Below are 25,587 nucleotides of genomic sequence, written 5' to 3' on the forward strand. Positions count from 1 at the left end.
GCAGATATGGGCATCGATAACAAGCGCTCCTTCAGTTTCATTGCGCTGGCGCTTACGGCCATCAATCCATCGGACGCCTAAATAATTCGTCATCCTTAACAAAAACCACTCGATCACCACCTAAGCCATGAGCGACACATCAACGAGAACGTCAAAGCTTACGAATCGCCATCGCTGCCGCACCGTCCGAAAAAATCAGAAGATTACAGGGCACGCGGCACGATCGTTGCGACACTGCCGTTAAGCAGGCGGCGAACGCCTGCTGTTCCGGTCAGTTTAAAGGAGGCACGATCATGAGTAAGGCAACAAGCGCGTTGATCGCGGCGGTCGCCGCACTCACGCTGTCGGGCGGTGCTTATGCGCAGGCCGGCGGCGGTGCGAACGGCGGCGGTACGGCAGGTAGTACGGCGAGCCCGTCAAATCAAGTCAACAATCCTTCGGGCGGATACGGCACGCCGGGCATGACCCACTCGGACAGCGGCATGTCGGGTACGGGCAGCAAGTCGGGTTTGCCGAGCAGCAATAGTGGCGATGCTACAACCAGCGCGCCCCCGACGAGTAACAACACGCTGGCAACCCCGAGCGTGAAGTCGCCGGTATCCCAGTAAGGCACTTTTCTAGCCACGCATGTAAGGACCACTGCCTCGCGGTGGTGGTCCGCCGCACGAACGCATATTCGAACTGATATAAGCATTCCGAATCAATTTAGATCAATCACCCATCCTCTCGCTCAGCAACGCAATAAATCGCTCTGCCATCGGCGAAAGCACGCCGCTTCGTCGCGTGACGACGCCGAATGTCTGCGAAGGCGACCGTAAACTCACCGGCAGTATCCTCAGCATCTTGTGCTCTGCAAACATCTCTGCGATATCCGTCGGCAGCACCGAAGCGAGATCCTTACTCTGATTCAATAACGCGACGGTCACGAACGTCGATGCCGTGGAAATCGTATTCGGCGGCATGTTTATGCCCGCCAGATCCATCTCCCGTTCGAGCAGCGCACGCAACGGCATGTGACTCGGATACGTCACCCAGCGGCAATGAGCAAGATCGCCGAACTCGATCGGGCCTCGCGACTTAGTCGAATGCCGATACCCCACGACCACCGATAGCGGTTCATCCGCGAGCTTCACATATCGATACTTCGAAGGCTGTGCGCTCACCGCCGATCTGCCGACCACGAGATCGAGGCGTCCTTCATCGAGTTGCAGAAGCATGCGCGCGCTCGTGTCCTCCACGATTTCAATCGACACGTTCGGCAATTCCGCATGGAGCGCCTCCAATGCAGGGACCACGATTGCCGGTATCGCGCCCATGATGGCGCCGATCGCAAGCCGCCCGCCGCGCCCCGATTGAATCTCGCTGATGTCCTGACAGAGCAGCGTGAGATCCGTCGTCAACAGCCGCGCATATTGAATGACGCGCCGGCCATACTGGTTCGGAATCATGCCGCTTGCAGACCGCTCGAAAAGCTCGGCTTCGAACATCGTTTCCAGTTCATGCAGCGCCTTGCTCGCAGCCGATTGCGTGATCGCCATGACCGCCGCGGCCTTGTGCAGCGACTTGTGCTCGTCGAGTGCGATCAGCAACTGCAGCTGCTTCATTCTGAGCCTCGACAGCAGCGTCTGGACGGTGTTCATCGGCAAGTAGAAAAAGTGATCGGGGGATGGAAACAATTCAATATACAGGCGGAATACTGCAAACGTATAGTCGGCATCGGAGACAACATACGATCGCCCGTACACGGGTAAAACCATGCAGAACGAAAGCCAGATCAAAGACCCGCGCTCAAGCGGCCAGCCCGATCAATCGACCGCAACGCGGCCGCGCCCCTTGGTTATCCGCCTTCACCGCGACGACGATGTCGTTATTGCGCGCGAACAACTCGTAGGCGGGACCACGTTGCCCGATGAGGGCATCACGGTATCCGGACTCATTCCACCGGGCCATAAAGTGGCGACGCGCGCCATCGAAGAAGGACAGGCAGTGCGGCGCTATGGCCAGATCATCGGCTTTGCAAGCAAGCCGATCGCGCCGGGCGAGCACGTCCACATTCATAACATCGCGATGGCCGAGTTCGATCGCGATTACGCCTACTGCGAAAGCTCGCGCGCGACGCAATACGCCGACACGCCCGCCACATTCGATGGCATCGTGCGTGCCGATGGCCGCGTCGCGACGCGCAATTACATCGGCATTCTGACGTCGGTGAATTGCTCCGCGACGGTCGCTCGCGCCATTGCCGATCACTTCCGCCGCGACACGAATCCTGCGAGCCTCGAGGCGTATCCGAACGTCGATGGCGTCGTCGCGTTGACGCATGGCATCGGCTGCGCGGTCGATCCCGAAGGCGAAGGGCTCGCGCTGTTGCAGCGCACGCTCGGCGGTTATGCGGTGCATCCGAACTTCGCGGGCGTGCTCGTCATCGGTCTCGGCTGTGAGACGAATCAGATCGCTCGCATGATGGAGACGCAAGGCCTCACCGAAGCATCGTTCCTGAAGACGTTCAACATTCAGGAGACGGGCGGCACGGCGAAGACCGTGGCGCACGGCATCGAAGTGGTGAAGGGCATGCTCGAAGCGGCGAATCGCGTGGAGCGTCGGCCCGTGCCGGCATCGCATCTTGTGGTCGGCCTGCAATGCGGCGGCTCCGATGGTTACTCCGGCATCTCGGCGAACCCCGCGCTCGGCGCAGCGGTCGATCTGCTCGTTGCGCACGGCGGCTCCGCGGTTCTCTCCGAAACCCCTGAAATTTACGGCGCGGAGCATCTGCTCACGCGACGCGCGGTGAGCCGCGAAGTCGGCGAGAAGCTCGTGGCGCGCATCCACTGGTGGGAAGACTATTGCGCGCGCAACCGCGCCGCGATGAACAACAATCCGTCGGCCGGCAACAAGGCGGGCGGCTTGACGACGGTGCTCGAAAAGTCGTTGGGCGGCATCGCGAAGGCGGGCAACACCGATCTCGTCGAAGTCTACGAATACGCGCAACCGGTCACGGCGAAGGGCCTCGTTTTCATGGACACGCCCGGTTACGACCCGATCTCCGCGACCGGTCAAGTCGCGGGCGGCGCGAATCTCATCTGCTTCACGACGGGACGCGGATCGGCCTACGGCTGCGCGCCGACGCCGTCGCTCAAGATCGCCACCAACGACGCGCTGTGGAATCGCCAGCAGGAAGACATGGACCTCAACTGCGGTCCGATCCTGAGCGGCCAGCGGACCATCGAAGAGATGGGCGCGGAACTGTTCCAGTTGATGCTCGATACGGCGTCCGGCAAGCGCAGCCGCAGCGAAATTCACGGCTACGGGCAGAACGAATTCGTGCCCTGGCAGATCGGCGCGATCACCTGAATCGCTTGCGGTCTTCAACAGCCTCTCAAACTCAACCATTGCGATCATTCACCATGTCAAACAGCGGCCAATATCGCGGCGTGTTTCCCGTCGTGCCGACCATCTTCCATGAAGACGGCAAGCTCGACATCGAAGGACAGAAACGCTGCGTCGATTTCATGATCGATGCGGGCTCCAACGGGCTCTGCATTCTCGCCAACTTTTCCGAGCAGTTCGCGTTGTCCGACGAAGAGCGCGATGACGTCATGCGCGTCGTGCTCGAACACGTCGCGGGCCGCGTGCCCGTCATCGTCACGACGACGCACTTCAGTTCCGACGTCTGCGCGCGCCGCAGCGCGGCAGCAGAAGCCGCGGGCGCCGCGATGGTCATGATCATGCCGCCGTATCACGGCGCGACCATCCGCGTGACGGAAAAGGGCATCTACGAGTTCTACGGCAAGGTGTCGGACGCCATCGGCATTCCGATCATGATTCAGGACGCGCCCGTCGCCGGCACGCCGCTGTCCGCGCCGTTCCTTGCCCGCATGGCGCGCGAGATCGAGAACGTCGCGTACTTCAAGATCGAAACGGCGCAGGCCGCATCGAAGCTGCGTGAGCTGATCGAACTCGGCGGCGATAGCGTCGTGGGTCCGTGGGATGGCGAAGAAGCGATCACGCTGTATCCCGATCTCGAAGCCGGCGCGACCGGCTCGATGACCGGCGGCGGTTATCCCGACGGCATCCGCAAGATCGTCGATGCCTACATGAGCGGCGACAGGGAAAGCGCGGCATCGCTCTATCAGCAATGGCTTCCGCTCATCAACTACGAGAACCGTCAGTGCGGGCTTGCGGCCTGCAAGATCCTGATGAAGGAAGGCGGCGTCATCGGTTCCGATGCGGTGCGTCATCCGTTTGCGCCCGTGCATCCGAAGACGCGCGAAGGCCTGCTCGAAGTCGCGCGCCGTCTCGATCCGCTCGTGCTGCGCTGGGGCCGATAACGCATCGCGCGAGCGCCACGTAACATCGCGGGTGAATGAACACCCGCGCATTCCAAATAAGAGTAATTAGGAGACCGGATCAATGAGCGTGTCCAGCGTGCAGTCCATGAGAATGACCAACGTCCGATGGAAGATCTTTCTTCTGTTGCTGGCGCTGGTGTCGATCAACTATATCGACCGTGCGGCGCTTTCCGTCGCCATGCCGTCGATCGCACAGGAATTCGATCTGACGCCGGAGCGTCAGGGCCTGATTCTGAGTTCCTTTTTCTGGACGTATTTGTTCATGCAGGTGCCGTCCGGCATGCTGGCGGACAAGCTGAAGCCGCGGGCGCTCATCGCGGTGGCGACGATTGGCTGGGGCTTCTTTCAGGCGCTCGGCGCGATCAGCTCGGGCTGGTTCCTGCTGCTGCTCACGCGTCTCGGCCTCGGCGTGACTGAAGCGCCCATCTATCCGGGCGGCGGCAAGCTGAACGCGCTTTGGCTCACGCAAAACGAAAGAACGCGAGGCGCTGCGCTGCTCGATGGCGGCAGCGCACTCGGCTCGGGCGTGGGCGCGGTCGTCGTCGCGACGCTGATGGCGGTGCTCGGTTCGTGGCGCGCGGCGTTCGTCGTGGCGGGCGTCGGCACGATTCTCTGCGGCATCTGGGCGTGGTGGTATATCCGCAATACGCCGCGCGAGCATCCGTCGATCAACGAAGAAGAAGTCGCGTACATCGAACGCGCACACGCCGAAGAAGACGCGAACGAGCCGAATGTCGCGCCGGGCGGCTCGCTCTTTCGCTTCTTTGCGTTCCGTTCGGTGTGGGGCATGTGCCTGAGCCATACCTGCACGAACCTCATCTTCTTCGGTCTGATGACGTGGCTGCCGACGTATCTCTTCAAGGTTCACGGTTTCGATCTCAAGTCGCTTGGCGGCGCAACGTTCTTGATCTTCTTCAGCGGCTTCGTCGGCGAAGTGCTCGGCGGCAATCTGGCTGACAAATGGAAGGCTTCGGGCGCAAGCTCGAATCGCGTGTATCGCACGATGATGGTCGTCGGTGCGCTTGCCGTGTCGCTCGCGATGCTCGGCGTCGCTTATGTCCGCGCCCCGGTCATGGTCGTCGCGCTCTTGTGCGTGGCGCTGTTCTTCCTGCGCTGGTGCGGCGGCTGCAACTGGGCGACGCCCGCCATGCTTGCCACCCGCGCACGCGCCGGCACGCTCAACGGCATCATGAACTTCGTCGGCAATATCGCGGGTATCTTCGTGCCGATTTTCATCGGCTATATCGTGCAGACGACCGGCTCGTACTTCCTCGCGCTGATGTTCTTCGTTGCAGTGGCGATCTTCCAGGTGCTGTGCGTGCTCAACATCAACTATCAACGCAAGCTGCCGGTTTGAACCAGCATGAGACTGGAGCGGACCAGGAAGGCCCGCTCCGGTCGAGAGGAGATGTGAAGTGCAACGTCGTCTTTATACGGGTAACGATCCGCGCCGCGCTCACAGCATCGAAGAGTTGCGGGGCATGGCGCGGCGGCGTGTGCCCAACTTCTGTTTCGAATACGTGGAGGGCGGCTCGGAGGACGAATCCACGTTGCGCCGCAATCGCGATGTGTTCGGCGAGATCGCGTTCTGGCCGCGCTCGCTGGTCGATGTATCGAAGCGCGATATCGGTATCGATTTGTTCGGACGACGAAGCAATGCGCCGTTCATGATCGGACCGACGGGTTTCAGCGGACTGCTTTCGCATGAAGGCGATATCGCGCTCGCGAGCGCCGCCGCTGCCGCCGGCATTCCGTACATCCTGAGCAATGCGTCGACGGTGGCGCTGGAGCGGGTCGTCGAACGCGCGGGCGGCCGCGTGTGGATGCAGGTCTACATGTATCGCACGCGCGATTTCGTTGCGAAGCTGGCCGCGCGCGCGAAGAAGGCCAATGTGGAAGCGCTCGTCGTGACCACGGACAGCGCCATCTACGGCAAGCGCGAGTGGGATCTGCGCAACTATGCGAGGCCGCTCAAGCTCGATGTGCGTAATACGCTCGACGTGCTCGCGCATCCGCGCTGGATGATGGACGTACTCTGGCCGCATGGCATGCCGCGCTTCGCGAATCTCGGTGATCTTCTGCCGCCGGGACAGGACAGCGTGCGCGGCGCCGCATCGGCGTTGGCGAAGGAACTGGACCCGTCGCTTTCGTGGAACGATATCCGCTGGCTGCGCGATCTGTGGCCCGGCAAGCTCATCGTCAAAGGCCTGATTCATCCGGACGATGCGGCGCGCGCTGTTTCGCTCGGCGCGGATGGCATCGTGCTGTCGAATCACGGTGGCCGTCAGCTTGACGGCTCGGTTTCGGCGATGGACGTGCTGCCCGAAGTCGTCGATGAAGTGAAAGGGCGTCTCGCCATCATGCTCGACGGCGGCTTCAGACGCGGCTCCGACATCGTGAAGGCGATGGCGCTCGGCGCGGATGCCGTGCTCGTCGGCCGCGCGACGACATGGGGTCTGGGCGCGGGCGGAAGGGCGGGCGTGGATCGCGCAATCGAGATTCTCAAGACGGAAGTCGATCGCGTGATCGGTCTGCTCGGCGTGAACAGCATCGGCGAACTGGATACGCGGTTCATCGAATGGGCGCGGCTCGGTGCAAGGCAGCCGCGTTACACGAAGCAAGCGAAGGTCGAACTCGAATTGCAATGAACGCAAAGGGCAACATGGCAAATAGCAATGGCATCCGGCTTCCGGCTCGCGTCGAACGCGTCGGCATGATCGGACTCGGATTGATGGGCAGCGCAATCGCGGGACAAGTGCTGCGCAAGGGCTTCGAATTGTCGGTGCTGGGGCACCGCAGCCGCGAAGCGCTGGAAGCGCTCGTGTCGCAAGGCGCGAAAGAAGTGACGAGCGCCGCCGAACTCGCGCGAAACGTGGATGCCGTCATCATCTGCGTGACGGGCACGCCGCAAGTGCGCGACGTCGTGTTCAAAGAGAACGGCTTGCTCGCGGGCGCGCATGAAGGCTTGATCGTGGTCGATAGCACGACCGCCGATCCCGAGTTCGCCGATGAAGCGGCCAGCGCGTTCGCCGCTCAAGGCGCGGCGTTTCTCGATGCGCCCGTGAACCGCACGCCGAAGGAAGCGCGGGAAGGGCGGCTCAACGTGCTTGTCGGCGGCGATGCCGACGTGCTCGATCTGCTGCGTCCCGTGATGGCCGCTTATGCGGAGACGGTGCATCATCTGGGCGCGCACGGCTCGGGGTATCGCGCGAAGCTGATTCATAACTTCATCGCGCAGGCCAACGGCGCGATTCTCGCCGAAGCGTTCGGCACGGCGGCGAAGGCGAAGCTCGACTTGCACGAGTTCGCGGCGGTGTGCCGTCTGAGCGGCGCGCACAGCAAGACGTTCGACCGCATCATGCCGTATCTGCTCGAAGGCGACGACAGCGGCCAGCAGTTCGCCATCCGCAACGCCGCGAAGGACATGCGATCGTATGCGCAACTGGCGTCGGCGCAATCGTCGACGGCGATCATCGCGGAAGCCGTGCGGCAGATCTATGTGCTCGCGACGAACCTCGGTCACGGCGACAAGTACGTTCCGCATATGTTCGACGCGCTCGCGGAACTCAACGGATTGCCGCCGACACGCGGCGCCGATGCGCGATAAATCGAGCGCTTGCCTATAATTCGCCCTTCGCATTTGAACACTCGATGGAATCGCGATGGACGTATTGTTGAAGGGCATCATCGGCGGCTTGGTCACCGCGTTGATCGTCACGGCTTCGAAACGCGGCAGCGTGCTGCCCGGCATCCTGCCTCTCGCGCCCACGTTCGCCATCATCGCGCTGCTTGCAGTGGGCGCGAAGGGCGAGCCGGGCGGCTTCACGACCGCGTGCCTCTCCGGCGCGCGGACCATTCCCGCGTATCTCGTGTTTCTCGGCACGTGCTACGTGCTGATCCATCACGTCGACTATCGGCTCGCCATTCTCGGCGGACTCGCGGCATGGCTCTTCGTGGCGCTGGCCATCTTTCTCGCGCCGCGCTTCATGTAAGCATCGGTCACGCTTTGCGCCGCGTGAACCGCTGTTCGATCACCTTGCTGCCCCATTGACTTCCTTCGGCCTCTTCCGTCAGCGCAAAGCCGAACGATTCATAGAGATGCCGTGCCGCGTCGAGGCTCTTGAACGTCCAGAGATATGTTTCGGCATACTGAGCATCGACGAACGCCATCGCGCGTGACATGAGCTGGCGGCCCATGCCGGTGCCACGCAAGCTATCGTCGATGATGAACCAACGTAAATGCGCCACGCGCTTCTTCGTGTCGCCATCGATTGCAAGCGAGCCGAGCGTGCGTTCGCCTTCCATCACGAGCCAGAGCGCCTTGCCGTCCGCGGGCAGCGCTTCGGCGAACGTTGCCAGTTCCGTCGCGACCTTGCGTTCGAAGAACACGCCGAAGCCCGCATGCTGCGCATAGAAGCGCGCGTGCAGGCTCGCAATGTCGCCGATACATCCGGGCCGATATCCCTCGACGATATGCGCGCTTTCCGTATGCGCGGCGTGCGGCGTCGTGCGCGCGTCGCGATGATCGTGACCGTGCGAGAGCGCATCGGCGTAAAGCGCGAGGGAACGCACGAGGGCTTGCTGATCGGCGGGAACGAGACGCCTGAGCGCATCGGAGACTTGATCGGTCGCGAATTTGTCGATTTTGCGCCGCAGCTTCTGACCGGACGCGGTGAGATACAACTCGGACGAACGCGCATCGTCGCTCGACGTTTGCCGCGCGACGAGCCCTTCCGCTTCGAGCCGCGCAATCTGCCTGCTCGCGTTGGACTTGTCGAGGCGCAGAAGCGTGGCGAGGTCGCGCGCCTGAATGCCGGGCGTCGCGCCGATCTCGATGATCGCGTGCACCGCCGATGGCGCGAGCCCGCTGTCCGCGAGCGTGTTGCGCATGAAGCCGAGTTCGCGCACGAGCTTGCGCGAGAACTCGCGCAGTTCGAGGATGGTTTTATCGCGCGATTGCGGCGGGGTATCGATGATGTCCATGGCGGCTCCCTGAAAGACTATCGAAGTAGCTTGTCTTCCAATTTAGTTGCGATACGCAACTTTCGCAAGCGGAGCACGAATTGCTGTGGTCCCGAAAATCCTCACCTTGAGCACGGCGGGAAGCCTTTCGCGTGGCGGTCGATTTCTGCGAATCCCGAAAACGCTCACCTTTAGCGATGAAAGGCGAAAAAAAAAGCCCGGCCGAAGCCGGGCTTGAACCGGATCGGGCGCGTTCCGAGTCACGCCCATCCGCGTGGACAATCCGTTCAAAAGAGCCGGTTGGCGCCGCCGGGGAGCGGCAGCCACCACAGTCAGGCGGTATAGTGCGGCGTTCATGCTTATGCGATGCTTAAGCGTTTAAGCGACAAGGCGCGAAACAATGCGAGTTCGAAGCAGGAAAACCCTCGGTTAAGGCGCGCTTAAGCGAGCGTCGAGGACAATCGGCGGGGATACTCAAGCCCTGGAGACGTACATGCGCCTGCTATTGGTGGAGGACGACGACATGATCGCGGAAACCGTGCTGGCCGCGTTGCGTCACGCGGGCTATACGGTCGACTGGGCGCAGGACGGCCGGGCCGCCGAACTCTCGCTTGCGAACGGCGTGTACGACCTCGTGCTGCTCGATCTCACGTTGCCGAGGCGCGATGGCCTCGATGTGCTCGGCGTCTATCGCAAGAACGGCGGCGATGCGCCGGTGATGATCCTCACGGCGCGCGATGCCGTCGACGATCGCATTCGCGGTCTCGATGCCGGCGCCGACGATTACCTGATGAAGCCCTTCGATCTCGACGAGCTTGCCGCTCGCGTGCGCGCGCTGCTCCGGCGTCGCACGGGCCACAAGCAGCTCGTGTATGCGCACGGCGAACTCACGCTCGATCCGGCCGCGCACGAAGCCGCGAAAGACGGCGTGCCGCTCAACCTCGTGCCGCGGGAATTCGCCTTGCTGCAGGCGTTGATCGAAGAGCCGTCGCGTGTATTTCGCCGCCGCGAACTCGAAGAGAAACTCTACGGATGGGGCGAGGAAGTGGGCAGCAACGCGATCGAAGTGCACGTGCACAGCTTGCGGCGCAAGATCGGCGCGGAGCAGATCGTGACGGTGCGCGGCGTGGGGTATCGATTAAAGAGGATCGGATGAACTCCATCCGCCGCTGGCTGCTCGGCTGGCTCATCTGCGGACTGGCGCTTGCCTGCGTGATAGCGGGCTACGGTATTTTCCGCTCGGCGCGCGTCGAGGCGGGCGAACTCTTCGATTACGAACTGCGCACGGTCGCGCTCTCGCTGCCTCACAACATCACCGCTGCCGATGCCGCCGAAGGGCGTTCTCACGACCTGCACGGCATTGCGGATGATCGGCTCGTCATCGACATATGGGATGTGTCGGGGCGGCTCATCTATCACTCGCCGCATGAACCCGCGCTGCCGCGCTTCGGCGACGGCTATCGCGATGCCGACCGCGAAGGTTATCGCTGGCGCGCGTTCGGCGTCGCGCTGCCGGATCGCTTCGTGCAGGTCGCGCAGCCGTACTACATTCGCGACGATATGGCGGTCGAACTCGCGCTGCGCATCATCTGGCCGCTCGTGTTGCTCATACCCGCGATCGTCGTGATCGTGCTCTTCGTCGTCGCGCGCGGTCTCGCGCCGGTGCGCCGGCTCTCGGCATCGCTTGCCGCGCGCTCGCCCGAATCGCGCGAACCGGTTGCCGCTTCGACGCCGCTGCCCGATGAACTGCGTCCGCTCGTCGATGAACTGAACGGCCTGCTCGTGCGCCTCAACGATGCATCCGAGGCGCAGCGCATCTTCGTCGCCGATGCCGCGCATGAATTGCGCACGCCGCTCACCGCGCTCAAGCTGCAGATTCAGGGCGCGATTGGCGATGGATCGCTGAAGGTGGATGGCGCGACGCTCGCGAAGATCGAAGGGCGGCTGAATCGGCTGATTCATCTTGCGCAGCAGTTGCTCAGCATGGCACGCGAGGACGCGGCGCGCGAGGCCGCCTTCGCGCCGATGAGTCTGCGCTCGTTATGCGAAACGCGCGTGGCGGACTTCTCGCTGATTGCGGAGGCGAAGGCGATCGACCTCGGCCTCGTGCTCGAAGACACGCGCGACGACCGCGACGCATTCACGATACTCGGCGACGCGCACGCGCTCTCGGTGCTCGTCAACAATCTGCTCGACAACGCGATCCGCTATACGCCGCCCGGCGGATGCGTCGACGTGACCTTGCGGCGCGAGAGCGACGGCATTGCGCTGACCGTGCTCGATACGGGTCCGGGCATTCCGGAAGACGAGATCGATCGCGCGTGCGACCGTTTCTATCGATGCGTCGGCACGCAAGGACAGGGCAGCGGACTCGGACTTGCCATCGCGCTGCGTGTGGCGCAGCGGCATCATGCGCGGCTCAGGGTGATCAATCGCGATGGCGGCGGTCTCGCGGTGTCCGTGCATGGATTGCGCGCGGTGGCACCGCTCGAGATAAGAGCGCAAGAAACGGGAAGCGCGGCTGTCGCGATGCGTTGATGCTCGATGTCATGAAGCTCATCGTTCCGTGCGTTGTCATCGCATTGCTTTCGGCCAACGTCGCCCATGCCGACGATGCCGCGAGTGCGCCTGCCGCGTCGGAAGCGAAGACGCTGAAGGAGCGCCTGGGCGACAAGGCGAGCGATGAACAGCGCGTCGACAATTGCAAGGTGCCGCCGGATAAACGTGGCGCGAAAATCCGGCCCGATGCGTGTGCGCAATAGAGCGCGTGTCAGTCGATGCGCGTGCCGGTGAGCGCAACCACAAAGTCAAGAAAAGCCCTTGTTTTAGCGGGCGGATGATGCCGCGACGGATGAAACGCGTAGAGCGGAAAGCGTTCGTCGGGCCAGTCGGGAAAGAGGTCGATGAGCTTGCCTTCGGCGATCAGATGCTCGTGGCCCAGCTCCAATATCTGCGCGATGCCGTAGCCGGAAAGACACGCGCTCAGCAGCGTGCCGGGATCGTTGAGCGTGAGGTGCCCGCGCGTTTGCACTGTCATGCGCTTCTTCTTGCGATGAAATTCCCACGCGAATGGCCGTCCTGTTTCGGGATCGCGGAATTCGATGCACGTGTGCGCGTCGGTGGCGAGCGCTTGCGGAGTGGCGGGCTGTCCGCATCGCGCGATATAGGACGGCGCGGCGACGGTGCGCACGGGCGTATCGAGCAGCTTGCGTGCGACGAGGCTGGAGTTGCGCGGCTCGCCGAAGCGTATGGCGAGATCGAAGCCATCGGCGATGATGTCGCCGAGGCGGTCGCGTGTGAGCAGTTCGAGATCGAGTTCGGGATGCGCCTTCATGAATGCTTCGAGCAGCGGGCCGAGCACGAGCCGCGAGAAGATGGGATCGACGTTGACGCGCAATCGGCCGCGCACGGCGGTGGTGCTGTTGGATGCGGTGGCGGCGGCTTCTTCGAGTCCCAGCAGATGCGGCATGACTTGCTCGTAGAAGCGACGGCCGTCGTCGGTGAGCGTGACGGTGCGCGTGGTGCGATCGAAGAGGCGGATTTTGAGTCTGGTCTCGAGACGGGCGATCGCGCGGCTGACGCCGGGTGCGGACATGCCGAGCTTGTCGGCAGCGGCGGCGAAGGTGCCGGTGTCGACGATGGCGGTGAAGATGGTGATGCCGGGGAGGATGGGGGTGGGGGCGGGCATCGTGGTCCCTTTGTTATCGAGGGGATGTGGGGATGATAGCGGGGAGGGATGGGGAGAAGCGGCGCCTTTTCGGCCATTGCGGACATTGAGGCACGGTCTGGTCAACGTCAGCAGCCAAGCGGATAGCTGACCTTGACCGCGTTGCGTGCCGGACCGCGACCGACTGCGCCAGCGAACTTACACTTACGACCCTATCCGGCCGTTGGACCTTTGGTACGTCGAGCGTCTCTTGACCAAGTGCAACGGCCACTTGCCGGCAATCGCCGTCGACGTGTCATCGGCCTAGCGGACGTTAGGCCTATGTGTCTGATTGCGTCATCGTGCTCGATAATCGCGTGAGAGATCAGATCACGACCCGCCGATTGTGCGTCGTGGCTCAGGTGTTCGGTATAGCACGGCGAGCAGGTGGAACGGCTCGCATCGAGATGCAAATACGGCCGTGGCACCACAGTGGCAATCTTCTTGCGCCCCACCGGATTGCCAATTGAACCCGTCCTGGAGGTCCGTGCAGATCTCGGCGTACGCGTTCAAGCCAAAGCGCATTCTTGTTGTCGATGACGACGAGGACGTTCGCAACTTCCTCGGCGTTGAATCGCTCCAAATCCTTGGCTATACGGTTGCCTGACGTTGTACTGCTCGATTACGCGATGCCGCACACGACAGGCGGCGAGCTAGCCGTCGCGAGTCGCCATAGATTGCTTAGGCGTCCGATCGTGTTTTGTAACGGGATTTGTCGACAATCTGGCCATGACTGCTATACCGGGCCCCAAGCCCGCGGTGTTGCTGAAGCCTTTCCCGCTGGAGGTTCTGGCAAACACCGTGGCACGCATGTTGGTCTAGGTTTACGGTGTTTTGCTGATCGTTGTTCAAAAAGGCCGTGAACCAGTTCATGATGCGGCCTCTTCAGCCCGGCCGGTGATAAAAAGCACGGGCAAAGAGGCTATCCACGCATGCTGCGCCCCGTGTGCGGCCGTTGAGCCTGGGCAGGCGAAATCTGAGGCCAATAGATCAACTGCCTGCTCAAACCAGGAGACTAACGCGCGAAGAGCGTTTTTCTCGCTCGGTTGAGAAAGCATACCTTGACTACCCGTTCTGGCCCAGGCGCCGCAAGTTCGATTTCGCCGACAACGCTCACAAGTCTGCGACAGAGGAGCCTTCTATCTTTCCATCGACGATGTCTTCACCGCGCTGACGAGCAGCGCGCCGAGCGATTCCGAAGTCCACGAACACATCTAACCGATCGAGCCTGAAGACGCGGCTCGTGCCGGCCTCCCTCAATGCCTCCGGGCGACAGATGCGAATCGCGACATCGTAGCCTTCGTCGTGTCGCGAATGCCTGTCGAAGCGGCTGAATGCGCGGGAGAACACGAGAGGATGAAGTTCGAAGCCCTTGTAAAGAAGAGGCGGGAATGCTGTCATGAACGTCTCCTCGAGATTGAAGATCCACTATACCTGCAATGCCGGCGGGGGTCGCGCGGTAAACAGGTTGTGCTGTTTCATCGGGGGCAAGGAACATGCAGTTAGACGAATCGCGTCCGTGCTCATCCGGTCCATCCGGCAGCCGAAAGACCTTGACGGTTTTCGAGGCGAGGCGTAGTTTTCTTGATGAAGTCTTCAAGAAGCGCGATTGCTGCTCATCATTGACCGCAGCCTGCGATGTTCGTTGTCCTCTCCCTCCTTGATCCTTTATGCCGGGACCTCTCTCCCGGTCCCATTGTTCGTCCATCTTCAGGAGAGTTTCATGGATACCGGCACCGTCAAGTGGTTCAACGACAGTAAGGGTTTCGGGTTTATCACACCCGACAAGGGTGGCGATGACCTGTTCGCGCATTTCTCGGAGATTCGCGCCGAAGGGTTCAAGACGCTCGCAAAAATGAAAAGGTCAGCTATGAGACGAAGAGCGGCCCTAAGGGTCTGCAAGGCGCGAACATCACGCCGATCTAAGTAGGCCTTCCTGCCGGTTTCGCGTGGGGAGCCGGCCGTTTCGTGCTGGGGTAATCACACTTCCTCCGCCTGCTCGATCAGGTATTGCCGTCGGACATTGAATAGCATTCTGAGGATTTCGATATCGAAAAAACTAAGACCCGGAGGGAGTACCTCGGGATCGGCATAGGCCTTTGATAATCGTGCGAAGCCGCGGCGACCAGAGTGCGGGTTGATTCTTCATCGCGTGGTACGCTGGCTCACCACTGCTGAAGTTCTCGATGTCACGCATGTTGAAAGTCGGAAACCATGAATTCCATGTTGTGGTTCAGCTGAGCTTCCCCTGAAACTTCGCCTTCCAACCGGTCGTGTATAAACTCGACGGAAAGGAAGGGAGTCAGGGATGTTTAAAGTACCGAAACAAGCGTACACGACGGAGTTCGAGGTGAACTGCCCATCGGGGGCGTCCAGATCAGGCACCTGCAAGCCGAGGACTGGCGCACGTACAGGATCGCCTTGCGAGCAAGATGTTGCGGCATGATCTTCTCACTCATCATTCGCCTCCACCCAAGACGCGACCGGAGCTCGGCGGCCGTTGACCAAGACGACCAGCAGATTTGCCAGTAACCGTGTCAATTCCTCGCGCACCGGTGCTGGCAACTGCTCCCACGTCAGCGCGTTCGGTTCGGTGAGGGACAACGTCAGCTGGCTGGCGTAGTTCAACGATCGGCGGTTGCTCATCGGTCTCTCCTCGAGAAGAAGACTGAGCTTGCCCGATTTCTTCTGCGCTCTTCGACTGCGAGGCTCGAAGCAAATCCCGAGCGGCTCGCAGCGCTGCCAGATAAACCCACGCGACATCGCCCAATCGCATCGGCGCGCAAGTGGCCAAGTCCAGCATCCATTTCGGAACTTCGATGAACTGGCCTTAGACAGCTCGCTCATCGAGAGCACACCAATAAACGTGTGCCGTGCCCGCTCCAGTTTCCTTACGCACTACTACCGGGTTTTCGTGCCACGGATGCCAAGGATAGAACACCGTTCGAGTCTCAACTACTGTATCGTGGGTTTTATGTCGGCGGCTTGCAGAAGCCGTTGCCGTCCCAGCCGAGCAGCTTGATGCGATTGTGACGCTGGTTACTGAACGCGTATAGCGCTGGCGCGAACGGGTCCAGTCCTGCCTGTTCTACTAGGGCGGCGAGCCCGTTGATCGACTTCCTGACATCGACGGCTTCGCGATGAACATACACCTTGAGTCTAGCGTCGAGTCTGAACATCGCAGCGCCCCAGACTCTCGATCATGGCCGATACCAGCGATGCATCACCGCCTGTGCAGTCCAGCCGCAGCGTCACTCCGTTGGGCATCTCCACAGTCAGTTGCGAGCACAAGGCCGGATTTGTGCCCGCAGGCTCGGACTCGGGCTTCGAGATGCCGGTCCGCTCAACGACCTCACTGCGACCAGCCTCGCGGACCATCACAAATGCCAACGGCACGGCGAGTGTCGTCGCATCATCGACAATATCCGGCGCCCCTGCGGCGCGGCGGCGTTGCTCATGCAGCTGATCCATCGGCGCAGCAGATTCGCGTTCACGCCGGCTTTGAGCGCCAATCCGGCCACCGAAACACCAGGTTGCATGCAGGCCTCGATGAGCCTAAGTTTGTATTGCGAGTCGTAGCGACGCTTGCCGTCGCGCCCGACGAGGGTAACGGCGAGAAGCGCCGTATCTGAACCTGTTTGAGTCATGGCTGTGTCCACAGAATATCAGCGGACGCAGCTTGCCTTGCTCTGAACCCAGACGCTATCTGCGCATAAATTCGCGCTTACGACGTATCTCCGCCGGGAATGCCACGTGCGCTTGAAATAGGACATACCATCGAGAAGACCATGTCCAAACCAACAGCACCCCGGCTTCTGCTGGCTGATGACGACGGCGTAGTGCTTAATGCGAACGCGACTGTTCTCATGCTTCAGGGTTTTGAAGTTCGAACGGCCATCGACGGTTTCGCTGCCTTAACCGCCATCCAGCGCTGGCATCCTGATATTGCCTTGCTCGATATCGAAATGCCAGTGATAGACGGGCGCACGGTCGCGCGGAACGTGAGGGCAATGGCTTCCGAGACGCAACCTTTGCTGATCGCGTTGACGGCCTTAACCTCGCTTGCCGATCGATTGGCGTCCATTCAAGCAGGCTTCAATTATCACTTCAACAAGCCTATGCAACTCGAAGCGCTCCTGCGAACGCTCGACTTTCATCTTGACCCGTCGCGCAGGCAGTATTTGCCAGATGACGGAACAGCTTGATGGCAGAGCAGCAGAATGAGCCTACGCGGTAAAGAGCCTTCAGCTTTTCCGTCCGTTCATCGATAGCGTTCATTGATGGACTCGGCAATGTATAGTAATCACCAAATCCGTGAGGGCCAACGCAATGCGGCCCTTGCAGGCCGTCTTTCTAACTCTTCATGCGCGAAGCCGTGGTCAAGCAGCTTGACCTGCCCCGAACTCAGCGCCTGTGACGGGGTCACTGCCAGCGTCGGAAGCAGTGCGTGCTGCCATGGCTTGCAGTGCTTCCACGTCTGCGCAACACCGTATGCCCTTGAGTATCGACAACGTGGATCTGGAAAACGTGCTTGGCAAGGTCAACGCCGACAGCGGTAATATCCATTTCAGGCACCTCCACTTTTCAGTTGAACGTCGCACTTAAACTTTGGCACACCGATGCCGTTTGGTGGGTGGTGCCCATTCCATCTGAATAATTCGTTTTGGGCGGCGTTAGCGCTCATTCCATGAAGAGGACTGCGGTTGTGCGGTTGAGCAAAGCGAACAGAACAGGCGCGCAAAAAAGCCGCAGCTTCCTGAGGATCATGCGCAGATTGTGACCGGCGCCGCACAGGACGGCGTGAATCGCATCACCGAGTGCGCCTTTGAGCCAGTTCCGATCGAGTTTGCCGTCCGCCTTCGTGTGACCGATGGCAGGCTCGATCGCGCTTCGCCGTCGGATCATCGCCCGTAGCCCGCGCTTGATACCGCGCCGCAATCCCCGGTGGTAGATCTTCACACCCTCAATGGCAACACCCTTGTAGCCGCGATCGACGATGGCGACTTCCGGCTTCACATCGCTCAAGATCGCCGCTTGCTCCAACGCCTCAGGCAGCGTGTGACCGTCGTATGGGTTGCCCGGCATCGAGCGGGCACCTACCACGAGCCCCTCTTTGTGAGTCGTCGTGATCGACACTTTGACACCGAACTCATACGGCGTGCGAACCTTGCCCTTCGCCAGGCACTAGACTTCCGGCGCATGCAGCGCGTACAGCTTGTTCTTGTCCTTCTGCCTTTGCGTCAAGATTCGCTTGGTGCGGCCGATCAACTCGTGCAGTGCGCTGTGCCCAGTGTCGGCGACTGAATCGAGCTGACGCTCGACATCACGCATGACTCAGCCAACGCGAGAGCGCAACGTGCGCAGCGCTTTCCTCATTCGCTTGTATTGTTTGGCGTGCGCGTAGCGGCTGATTTGGCTGGCCAAGCGCAGGGCCTCGCGATTGTAGTTCTGCTGCAATTTCAATCCGTGCCGCGCCGCCGCCTTCACCAGATGTTCGCGACACCGCTCGAGCAAGCGTGAATCAGTGGGATGGGCGATCGCTTTTTGCATGACCGTCGTGTCGACGATCACGTGCTTCACGCTTGAGGCTTTGATCACTCCGGCACGCTTGGCGGCTTCGATCGTCTCGGCCAGTAACTCTTCGACGCCGGCTTCGCCCAGACGCTTACGCCAGCGCGTGAGACTCGACGGATTAATCGGCGCTTCGGTCTGCAAGTACGTCTCGCCAGTGAAAACCTGCCAATACGGATTCTCCACCCATTGCCAGACGACTTCCTCGTCGGACAGGTCGAACGCGTGCTGGAGGTACAGTAAGCCGGCGATTAGCCTTGGGGATGTGGCCGGTCTCCCTTTGCACGATACGAAGCTCTCGCTCATCGACGCGCCCAATCGGTCCCAGTTGATCAGATCGGCCAAACCGACCAACGGATGCTTCAAATTGATCTGTTCACGCAGCGGTTGCCGGAAGAAATCTCCCTCCGTCACAGGCGCCTTCAGACCCATCCGCACCTCGTTAAAAAATGCAGGAATTACGCGTTAATATGCCTGCTTCCTGCAATTCCCTCAACTCCAGTCAGAGCGCGAAGCCTTGCACCATAAGGCTTCGAGGATTGTTCAGGCTCGACTAATTAACAAGAAAGCCACAATCTACGCTAAAAGAACAGCGCTAATCCATTGATACAACAATGTGATATGTCTCTTATGGAAAACAACCGGTAGTTCGCGCAAGTTTATCGCGACTGCTCGCCGAAATCTAATCGGTTTTCGACCCGTCCCATGCGCGTGTCAATGCGATTTAGACGTACGGACTAATGAGCCATATCAGTGTGAACCCGGCTCAAGCGCTGTTCAATGGATAAAAGCCGCGGTTTCATCTGTTCGAGGTCTTCTCGTACAATAGAGATTTGCTGCTGAATCGATTTCACAACCTCATAGATGAGTTCGTTGGAAACCGCGTTGTCGGGCATGGAACGTCAACCTCTCTGATCGAGAGTAGCATAGAATTATAAAAAGCCACGACACTAAATTTCATGACGAACGCGACGGTCATCCCCAGGTCTGCGCTTGAAAGAAGTCCATGAGTTTGGAGGAAATGGGTCTGGTTCAGATTTTCACTTATTTTATACGCAGCCCCAGTTAGTCGGCGTTGGTAGAAATTGGTGTCTATGAATCACAACATTCAAATCAACAGCCCCATAGGCGAGCACGGTCTGTAGACGCCGTCGGGCTTGGACTTGCGCCGGTTCTTGGCATTGGCTGAAAGTGTCATTCCCGCCCGTCGCGCGTCTTGATCGCATAGGCTTCGGCCGCCCCGGCTCCGGTCAGACTGTAGGAGAAGTAGAACGAAGCGCCGCCTTCCACGTTCCTCGCTGACTTGCGGGCGAGCAGTCCGCGTTCACGGAGTTCGACGAGGTCGTCCGCAAGATGCCGCGCCCTTAACCGGCCGTATCGATAAGCACCCGGCATACGCGTGGCAGCGATGTAGTGCTCGATAAGTTCCGGGTTGATGGTATTAACCGCTTGCCCGTATCGGCCGGAATGAATGGCCAGCAGCAGCCAATCGAGTCTGTCGCGAAGCGACAGCTTGCCAAGGGTCGTCGCCATAGCAGCCCGACTACTGAAAAATCGCCGCCAGGCGGTCGATAATTTTATTTGCCCTTACCGATATATCGGCCTCTGTATTTCCCTCGCAAATGCCTTCTTCCCAGTAGGTGGGTCGATTGAGTAAGCAATTGACGGAGTACGCCTTTTGCGATGTTTCCAAAATCGTCAGAACCGTCTCGATGTGAGAAAGGTCTTTCCTTCCAAGCGCATTGACGTTCATATGAGTTTGATAACCGGCTAAGATTACTTGGTTACGGCTTTTGAAACAGCCATTTGTTCTCTAAGGTTCTGCGGAACGCGATCACGTTCGCGCTCGCGAATGTAGTGTTTTAATATTGCAGGGAGTGCAATCAATACGACGGCGCCAGCGACGATGCAGCCAATTAATGTTTCGCTCATGGCGACCTCCTGGGAGCCACGCGCGAATGATCATGGCTAATCAGCTTGTCATCTTAACTGATTATTTTATTTACCACATGAAATAATTAAAAAAAATGCACAAACCTGCATGTTATAAGGGCTACTAGAATTTAAATCCAACCGTTCGTTTTAAAGCGACGTATTCCTGCTTTCCAAGCGGAAAGCTGGCTGATCGGCCCGCTTGTTTGGCGGGAGGATTCCGCCGCCCCGCCGGCTTCTGCGGTGGGCACCGGCGGGGCGTTCGAGGCGAGGCGTTACTTGGCCTGGCCGGAGCCGAGATCCGCGCCAGTGAACGGATCGCTGGCCGGGTCGGATGCGGTCCGTGCGGCCATTGCCTGCAGGGTTTCGACGTCCTGTTGCGTCACCTGGACGGTCGCTGTGCCGTCGCCACCATCGACGGCCGGTTGCGGGTCGGCGACGAACTCCCAGTCGCCGCCTTCGTTCCAGGGGGCGCGCATGTCGTCGCCCTTCGACATGTTGAAGTAGACGCTCGCGAATTCCGGCGTGCCCGGCAGCTTGCCTTGCGGAAAATTCGGCTGGATCGAATGCAGCGCCTTCTCGACCCCCTTTTGATGGGCGATTTCACGGGTCATGAGGAAGCCAAGCGCGTCCTTGATGCCCGGATCGTCGGTCACGTTGATCAACCGCTCATAGACGATCTTGTGCGCGCTTCGGCGGCGATGTTGGAGCGCAGATCGGCGGTCGGCTCGCCGATGGTGTCGATATAGGCTGCTGTCCACGGTACCCCGGCGGAGTTCGTCAGGGGAGCGCCGGCGCCGTAAAGGAGCGACGTAATGTGCGAGTCATTGCCGGCTCCGGTCAGACAACGATACCAACTCTGCTTCTTCCTGCACCGCCTCGGCCAGCTGGCCCTTCGCTCCTTTGTGCAGCATCGCGACAATGTTGCCGATCACTTCAAGGTGACCGAGTTCCTCGGTCGCAATATCGAACAGCATGTCCTTGCGGCCCGGATCGTCTTCGGTGACGGCTTGCGTGAAATAGCGCATCGCGGCGGCCAGCTCGCCCTGGGGACCGCCAAACTGCTTCAGCATCAGATTGGCGAGCCCGGGATTGGGGGCGGCCACGCGGACGGTGTATTGCAGGCGTTTGTTATGCACGAACATATCAACGGCTCCTTGGGGGACGAACGATTTTCTTGCGCTGCGCAGCGCGCTGACGCAAGACTGGTATCAAAATGAGAGGCCTTCGTTTTAGCAACGCTCGTTCCACTTTTGTGAGAGCTGCGGTGCGGGAATGAGGGATGCATTTAGCCGTTGACCTAGGTAAGGCTTTCGCCTGTTGCGCGGCTTCATCATGTATCCGGGATGCGAAAGCAATCCCTTAAATGTGCGATCTGGACGCGCAGGAGGACGGCGGTGGTGGACTGGGCCAGCCGCAAGATCAAAGCGCACCGCGTGGCGATCACGCTGGAGGCAATGCATGCCGTTGAAGCGCTGGAAGAAGCGTTCGCGCGCTATGGGCACCCCGACATCGTGAACACCGATCAGGGCAGCCAGTTCACGGCGGGAGTCTTCACCGAGGCGGTGTTGGGCCGAGGCATTCGGCTCTCGATGGACGGCAAAGGCGCCTGGCGCGACAACGTATTCGTCGAGCGAGTGTGGCGCAGCATCAAGTACGAAGAGATTTATTTGAGAGCCTACGAGTCGGTCAGCGACGCGCGATGCTCCATTGGCCAGTACATTGAGCTGTACAACCGCAAACGTCCTCATTCGAGCCTGGCGGATCAAACGCCCGATGACGCATACTTCGCGACGCTGCCAGCGATCAAATCGGCAGCATGATCGCCCTGGACGTTCCACTTAAGAATCTCGGGACCCTGTCCGAACAGGTGGCACCACCTTTCTCCGCTTCATTGGTGAGCTTGCCTAGGGGCCGGACGCGTCCGAACACCTGCATTCATACCCGCAACTAGCCTGCGCAATACGGGACGGAACGTATCGGGCGATGAGTTTGGCCGAGCAAGACCTGTCCGTGACGTTGTCTCACCCGTTAGAATGCCGAAATGTTCCAGCGCGTGCAATGTTGAGGGCATTCCTGTCTCGTGTCATTCATGTCTCGACCGGCACGACGCCAGGGCGACGATGCTCGTGGCGCCTTTTGACCCGCCGTGACAGGCGTCCTCTCGGACATTACAGCAATAATCACGCGCCCCTCGTACCGCGCGCGCATAATGAGCTATGTGCATGCTCAAGGAAGTTTGATGAACGAGAATGAAAAAGGTGCCGTGCACCGTGGGCTTCGAGGCTTTGCGCACTTGATCGAAGAAATGGGCGCTCATCGCTCGAAGCAAAAACGCGATACGGTGCGGACGCTCCGATCCGTCGCCCGTTTCAAAGGTTGTCGTGAGCGGAGCAAAGTAATAACTACGCTACCACCAAGCGCCTAGGCAATGACCAGCCTTAGCAGGCTGCGGAAGTACCGTTGAAACGCGTCATCGCGCAGGGTTCGTGAAGCGTTGATAGAAGGAGCCCAACTACCTGATGAAGATTATGCGCGGCGCCGACACATTCACCGAGAGTTTGTTTTCCATGCGCAAGCTGGACGACTTCATTCCGCCGTCACATCCGCTGCGTGCGATTCGCGTCATGGCGAACGAAGCACTCGCGAAGATGGATCGGCTGTTCGCCGGCATGTACGAAGCCGACATAAAGGGCGGGCGGCCGAGCATCGCGCCGGAGAAGCTGTTGCGGGCGATGCTGATCCAGGTGCTCTACAGCATCCGCTCGGAGCGGCAATTGATGGAGCAGGTGCAATACAACCTCTTGTTTCGTTGGTTCATCGGCTTGGCAATGGATGACATGGTGTGGGTGCCCACGGTCTTCACGAAGAACCGCGAGCGGTTGATCAAGCACGATGCCGTGATCGAATTCTTCAACGAAGTGGTGGCCATCGCTCGGAAGAAGGATCTGCTTTCGGGCGAGCACTTCAGCGTAGACGGCACGCTGATCCAGGCGTGGGCGGGACACAAGAGTTTCGTTCGCAAGGACGATGACAATCAGGATGACGAAGGCAGCAGCGCGGGCGACTTTAAAGGTAGCAAGCGCAGCAACGAGACGCATCAGTCCAGTACCGATCCTGATGCGCGGCTCTACCGGAAAGGCAAGACGGGCAGCGAACTGCGATACATGGGCCATACGCTGACCGATAACCGGCACGGTCTGGTGGTCAACGCGCGCGTGACACGCGCTGACGGGCATGCTGAGCGTGAAGCGGCCAAGATCATGATCAACGACGCGCGGCAAGCACTACAGGATGCGGGCGCAGAGATCACGTTGGGCGCGGACAAGGGTTACGACGCACGAGAATTCATCGAGGCCTGCCACGAGATGAAGGTCACACCGCACGTAGCGCAAAACACCTCGGGGCGGCGTTCGGCGGTGGCCGATACGATTGCCTCGAGCGCGGGCTACGCCATTTCCCAGCAAAAGCGTAAGCTGATCGAACAAGGCTTTGGATGGGCGAAGACCGTCGGACGTATGCGCCAGGCAATGGTGCGCGGGTTAAAGAAGGTGGATCAGATGTTCGTGTTGAACATGGCCGCATACAACCTCGTGCGCCTGCGATCCTTGGCACAAGTCCGTCCGTAGTGACGGAAAACGCGGAAATGAGGCCAGGAATTGGCCTCAAAACGCTTGAAGGGACGTTGAATTCGCATTGAATCTGCACAATGCGAAAAATCTTGCGACGAGAGTCGCGTAATTGGAGCGGTGCCTCTTTAACTCGGGTGTACTTCCGCAGCCTGTTAGGGGCCTGTGATGTTTCGCAACTACCGCGGCATCGAGCGTGTTCTGTTCCAGCGAGCGACGGCGCGAAGCAATAGGCGCCATCCTAATGTTCGTGTGGGACACGATCGACGTGGACTTGAGTGTCGCAGTCGCATTCGCAGCCCTGGCGCTTGCCCCCTATTGTCCCAATGCCATCCGTCTGCTTGGCTTTGTGGAATGCCACCGAAACAAGCGAGACCAAAGCTGCGGACGGGCATTGGTAGGTGCCTCGCGTCATGTTTTGACTTGGCATTGCTGAGAGGCCTGCCGTCGCCTGGCTCTCAGCGTGTCGGAGTGCGACGCCCGCGCGGCAACACTGAAAGGTGCATCGATGATAGTGATGACGGTGATTGTGTTGGTCCTTGGTGCATGGCTCATCTTGTATCTCGCTAACGAGAACCACAACGACAGCATTCGGCGGGAAACATGGGAACGCGAACTTAGAGATTCGCATGAAGATCGCTAGAAGACGCCTAAACGGCCTAAAGTGTTGAGCGGTCAACTCGTTAACCGCACGAGGTACAACTATCATGCTGTTCGGCAGGACGATTGCCGCGACGGCACGTGCGTCGGCGTTACGGCATGAAGCTGCAACGACTCACGGCCGGCTTCCGCATGTCAAGGGCCGATCGGTAATCGCTTCGTCATTAGGGCGCAATTACCCCGCCACCGTTCCGCTGAGAACCGGCCCGAAAAGCGTTGACAAGGCCACGCCGGCACTATATTGTGAACAACGAAATATTCAAGAAGCTCGATTGCTGATCACCATTATCCGCGTCGTCGGCGCGGTACTCGCTGTCCTCTCTTCTTCCTTGAAGTTTTTGTCGCTCCGCTCGCGAGCTCTTATTTTTTCAAGGAATTCTCATGGATACCGGTACAGTTAAGTGGTTCAACGATAGCAAGGGCTTTGGTTTCATCACCCCTGATGCTGGTGGGGACGATCTCTTTGCTCACTTCTCGGAAGTTCAAGGCGACGGCTTCAAGACGCTCGCAGAAAATCAGAAAGTAAGCTACGAGACAAAGCGCGGCCCGAAAGGCATGCAAGCCGCGAATATCTCGCCGCTGTAACGCAGTTCAAGGGCCGGTTTACCGGCCCTTTTGCTGTCGGTACAGTCGACACCCGCGCTGCGCGACGGGCCGAGATCACATCGGCGCGATCTAACGGCACATCTCTGTCCGATGCATCAGACAATATAGTCAGCTCGTCCTGCCAGTCATTTTTTCCCGAAAACACGGGGTCGACTACCGGTGAATCGAGTGT

At 59.9% G+C, this 25,587-nt stretch carries 23 protein-coding genes and 4 pseudogenes; 15 read left to right on the plus strand and 12 right to left on the minus strand.

All coding sequences use genetic code 11. The features are described 5' to 3' along the window. Positions 1-293: 293 nt before the first annotated feature. Positions 294-608 carry a hypothetical protein gene (locus NCR39_RS19905; RefSeq protein WP_250453811.1) on the plus strand — a complete coding sequence of 105 codons (315 nt, stop codon included), beginning with the start codon at positions 294-296 and terminating at the stop codon, positions 606-608. 102 nt (positions 609-710) lie between these two features. Here the strand turns inward: NCR39_RS19905 and NCR39_RS19910 are convergent, their stop codons facing one another. Beyond that, entirely contained in the window at positions 711-1,604 is an 894-nt protein-coding gene (locus NCR39_RS19910) for a LysR family transcriptional regulator (protein WP_250453812.1), read from the minus strand. Positions 1,605-1,755: 151 nt separating this feature from the next. Here NCR39_RS19910 and NCR39_RS19915 point away from each other — a divergent pair, with 151 nt between their 5' ends. The 6 genes from NCR39_RS19915 (at position 1,756) to NCR39_RS19940 (ending at position 8,341) form a co-directional block, all read left to right on the plus strand. Further along, a complete protein-coding gene (locus tag NCR39_RS19915) occupies positions 1,756-3,351 on the plus strand; it encodes a UxaA family hydrolase (protein ID WP_250453813.1) in 1,596 nt (531 codons plus the stop codon). A 53-nt stretch (positions 3,352-3,404) separates the two neighbouring features. Then, positions 3,405-4,328, plus strand: a complete 924-nt coding sequence (locus NCR39_RS19920) for a dihydrodipicolinate synthase family protein (protein WP_250453814.1) — start codon at positions 3,405-3,407, stop codon at positions 4,326-4,328. A gap of 82 nt (positions 4,329-4,410) precedes the next feature. Further along, positions 4,411-5,706 carry an MFS transporter gene (locus NCR39_RS19925; protein ID WP_250453815.1) on the plus strand — a complete coding sequence of 432 codons (1,296 nt, stop codon included), beginning with the start codon at positions 4,411-4,413 and terminating at the stop codon, positions 5,704-5,706. Positions 5,707-5,764: 58 nt separating this feature from the next. Beyond that, positions 5,765-6,997 (plus strand): alpha-hydroxy acid oxidase, encoded by a 1,233-nt coding sequence (locus NCR39_RS19930; protein WP_250453816.1) that lies wholly within the window; start codon positions 5,765-5,767, stop codon positions 6,995-6,997. A 14-nt stretch (positions 6,998-7,011) separates the two neighbouring features. Further along, the gene (locus NCR39_RS19935) at positions 7,012-7,956 is read left to right on the plus strand and encodes an NAD(P)-dependent oxidoreductase (protein WP_250453817.1); all 945 of its coding nucleotides are present in this window, start codon (positions 7,012-7,014) and stop codon (positions 7,954-7,956) included. A gap of 55 nt (positions 7,957-8,011) precedes the next feature. Continuing rightward, on the plus strand, positions 8,012-8,341 hold the full coding sequence (locus NCR39_RS19940; RefSeq protein WP_250453818.1) for a GlpM family protein: 330 nt from the start codon (positions 8,012-8,014) through the stop codon (positions 8,339-8,341). A gap of 7 nt (positions 8,342-8,348) precedes the next feature. Here NCR39_RS19940 and NCR39_RS19945 read toward each other — a convergent pair whose 3' ends face one another. Continuing rightward, the gene (locus tag NCR39_RS19945) at positions 8,349-9,332 is read right to left on the minus strand and encodes a bifunctional helix-turn-helix transcriptional regulator/GNAT family N-acetyltransferase (protein WP_250453819.1); all 984 of its coding nucleotides are present in this window, start codon (positions 9,330-9,332) and stop codon (positions 8,349-8,351) included. A gap of 472 nt (positions 9,333-9,804) precedes the next feature. On the opposite strand from NCR39_RS19945, the gene NCR39_RS19950 reads away from it, so the two are divergent. From NCR39_RS19950 to NCR39_RS19960, 3 genes are read left to right on the plus strand one after another with little or no spacing between them, the layout of a single operon-like run. Beyond that, the gene (locus tag NCR39_RS19950) at positions 9,805-10,467 is read left to right on the plus strand and encodes a response regulator (protein WP_250453820.1); all 663 of its coding nucleotides are present in this window, start codon (positions 9,805-9,807) and stop codon (positions 10,465-10,467) included. Further along, entirely contained in the window at positions 10,464-11,849 is a 1,386-nt protein-coding gene (locus NCR39_RS19955) for an ATP-binding protein (RefSeq protein WP_250453821.1), read from the plus strand. Before NCR39_RS19950 ends, NCR39_RS19955 begins: the two co-directional genes overlap by 4 nt. 11 nt (positions 11,850-11,860) lie before the next feature. After that, positions 11,861-12,073 (plus strand): hypothetical protein, encoded by a 213-nt coding sequence (locus tag NCR39_RS19960; RefSeq protein ID WP_040050628.1) that lies wholly within the window; start codon positions 11,861-11,863, stop codon positions 12,071-12,073. Between the two features lie 8 nt (positions 12,074-12,081). Here NCR39_RS19960 and NCR39_RS19965 read toward each other — a convergent pair whose 3' ends face one another. Further along, positions 12,082-12,999, minus strand: coding sequence for a LysR family transcriptional regulator (locus tag NCR39_RS19965; RefSeq protein ID WP_250453822.1), 918 nt, complete (start codon positions 12,997-12,999; stop codon positions 12,082-12,084). 1,131 nt (positions 13,000-14,130) lie between these two features. Then, positions 14,131-14,418: a hypothetical protein gene (locus tag NCR39_RS19970; protein ID WP_250453823.1), complete on the minus strand. Its 288-nt coding sequence runs from the start codon at positions 14,416-14,418 to the stop codon at positions 14,131-14,133. 322 nt (positions 14,419-14,740) lie between these two features. Here NCR39_RS19970 and NCR39_RS19975 point away from each other — a divergent pair. Further along, positions 14,741-14,943 (plus strand): annotated as a pseudogene (locus tag NCR39_RS19975) (cold-shock protein). Between the two features lie 525 nt (positions 14,944-15,468). Here NCR39_RS19975 and NCR39_RS19980 read toward each other — a convergent pair. The 3 genes from NCR39_RS19980 to NCR39_RS19990 form a co-directional block, all read right to left on the minus strand. Continuing rightward, the gene (locus tag NCR39_RS19980) at positions 15,469-15,663 is read right to left on the minus strand and encodes a hypothetical protein (protein WP_250453824.1); all 195 of its coding nucleotides are present in this window, start codon (positions 15,661-15,663) and stop codon (positions 15,469-15,471) included. A 326-nt stretch (positions 15,664-15,989) separates the two neighbouring features. After that, positions 15,990-16,196 (minus strand): IS66 family insertion sequence element accessory protein TnpB, encoded by a 207-nt coding sequence (tnpB, locus tag NCR39_RS19985; RefSeq protein ID WP_250453825.1) that lies wholly within the window; start codon positions 16,194-16,196, stop codon positions 15,990-15,992. Between the two features lie 198 nt (positions 16,197-16,394). Beyond that, positions 16,395-16,664: a transposase gene (locus tag NCR39_RS19990; RefSeq protein WP_250453826.1), complete on the minus strand. Its 270-nt coding sequence runs from the start codon at positions 16,662-16,664 to the stop codon at positions 16,395-16,397. A 141-nt stretch (positions 16,665-16,805) separates the two neighbouring features. Between NCR39_RS19990 and NCR39_RS19995 the strand changes: the two genes are divergently transcribed. Next, on the plus strand, positions 16,806-17,222 hold the full coding sequence (locus NCR39_RS19995) for a response regulator (protein WP_250453827.1): 417 nt from the start codon (positions 16,806-16,808) through the stop codon (positions 17,220-17,222). Positions 17,223-17,697: 475 nt separating this feature from the next. On the opposite strand, the pseudogene NCR39_RS20005 reads toward NCR39_RS19995, so the two are convergent. The 5 genes and pseudogenes from NCR39_RS20005 to NCR39_RS20025 all read right to left on the minus strand — a co-directional run bounded on the left by NCR39_RS20005 (position 17,698) and on the right by NCR39_RS20025 (position 21,665). Further along, a pseudogene (locus NCR39_RS20005) lies at positions 17,698-19,020 on the minus strand (IS5 family transposase). A gap of 762 nt (positions 19,021-19,782) precedes the next feature. Then, the gene (locus NCR39_RS20010; RefSeq protein WP_250453828.1) at positions 19,783-20,121 is read right to left on the minus strand and encodes a hypothetical protein; all 339 of its coding nucleotides are present in this window, start codon (positions 20,119-20,121) and stop codon (positions 19,783-19,785) included. A 10-nt stretch (positions 20,122-20,131) separates the two neighbouring features. Next, complete coding sequence (locus NCR39_RS20015) at positions 20,132-20,341, minus strand: hypothetical protein (RefSeq protein WP_250453829.1); 210 nt, start codon at positions 20,339-20,341, stop codon at positions 20,132-20,134. Between the two features lie 23 nt (positions 20,342-20,364). Further along, complete coding sequence (locus NCR39_RS20020) at positions 20,365-20,520, minus strand: hypothetical protein (protein WP_250453830.1); 156 nt, start codon at positions 20,518-20,520, stop codon at positions 20,365-20,367. 275 nt (positions 20,521-20,795) lie between these two features. Further along, positions 20,796-21,665 (minus strand): annotated as a pseudogene (locus NCR39_RS20025) (manganese catalase family protein). 249 nt (positions 21,666-21,914) lie between these two features. Here NCR39_RS20025 and NCR39_RS20030 point away from each other — a divergent pair. From NCR39_RS20030 to NCR39_RS20040, 3 genes and pseudogenes are all read left to right on the plus strand, one after another. Beyond that, positions 21,915-22,343, plus strand: a pseudogene (locus NCR39_RS20030) (transposase); the annotation flags it as partial. A 708-nt stretch (positions 22,344-23,051) separates the two neighbouring features. After that, positions 23,052-24,149, plus strand: a complete 1,098-nt coding sequence (locus NCR39_RS20035; RefSeq protein WP_250453832.1) for an IS5 family transposase — start codon at positions 23,052-23,054, stop codon at positions 24,147-24,149. Between the two features lie 1,041 nt (positions 24,150-25,190). Next, positions 25,191-25,394, plus strand: a complete 204-nt coding sequence (locus NCR39_RS20040; protein WP_008345092.1) for a cold-shock protein — start codon at positions 25,191-25,193, stop codon at positions 25,392-25,394. Positions 25,395-25,587 lie beyond the last annotated feature (193 nt).

Origin of the sequence: Caballeronia sp. ATUFL_M2_KS44 (assembly GCF_023630965.1) — a bacterium.
GTDB lineage: Bacteria > Pseudomonadota > Gammaproteobacteria > Burkholderiales > Burkholderiaceae > Caballeronia > Caballeronia concitans.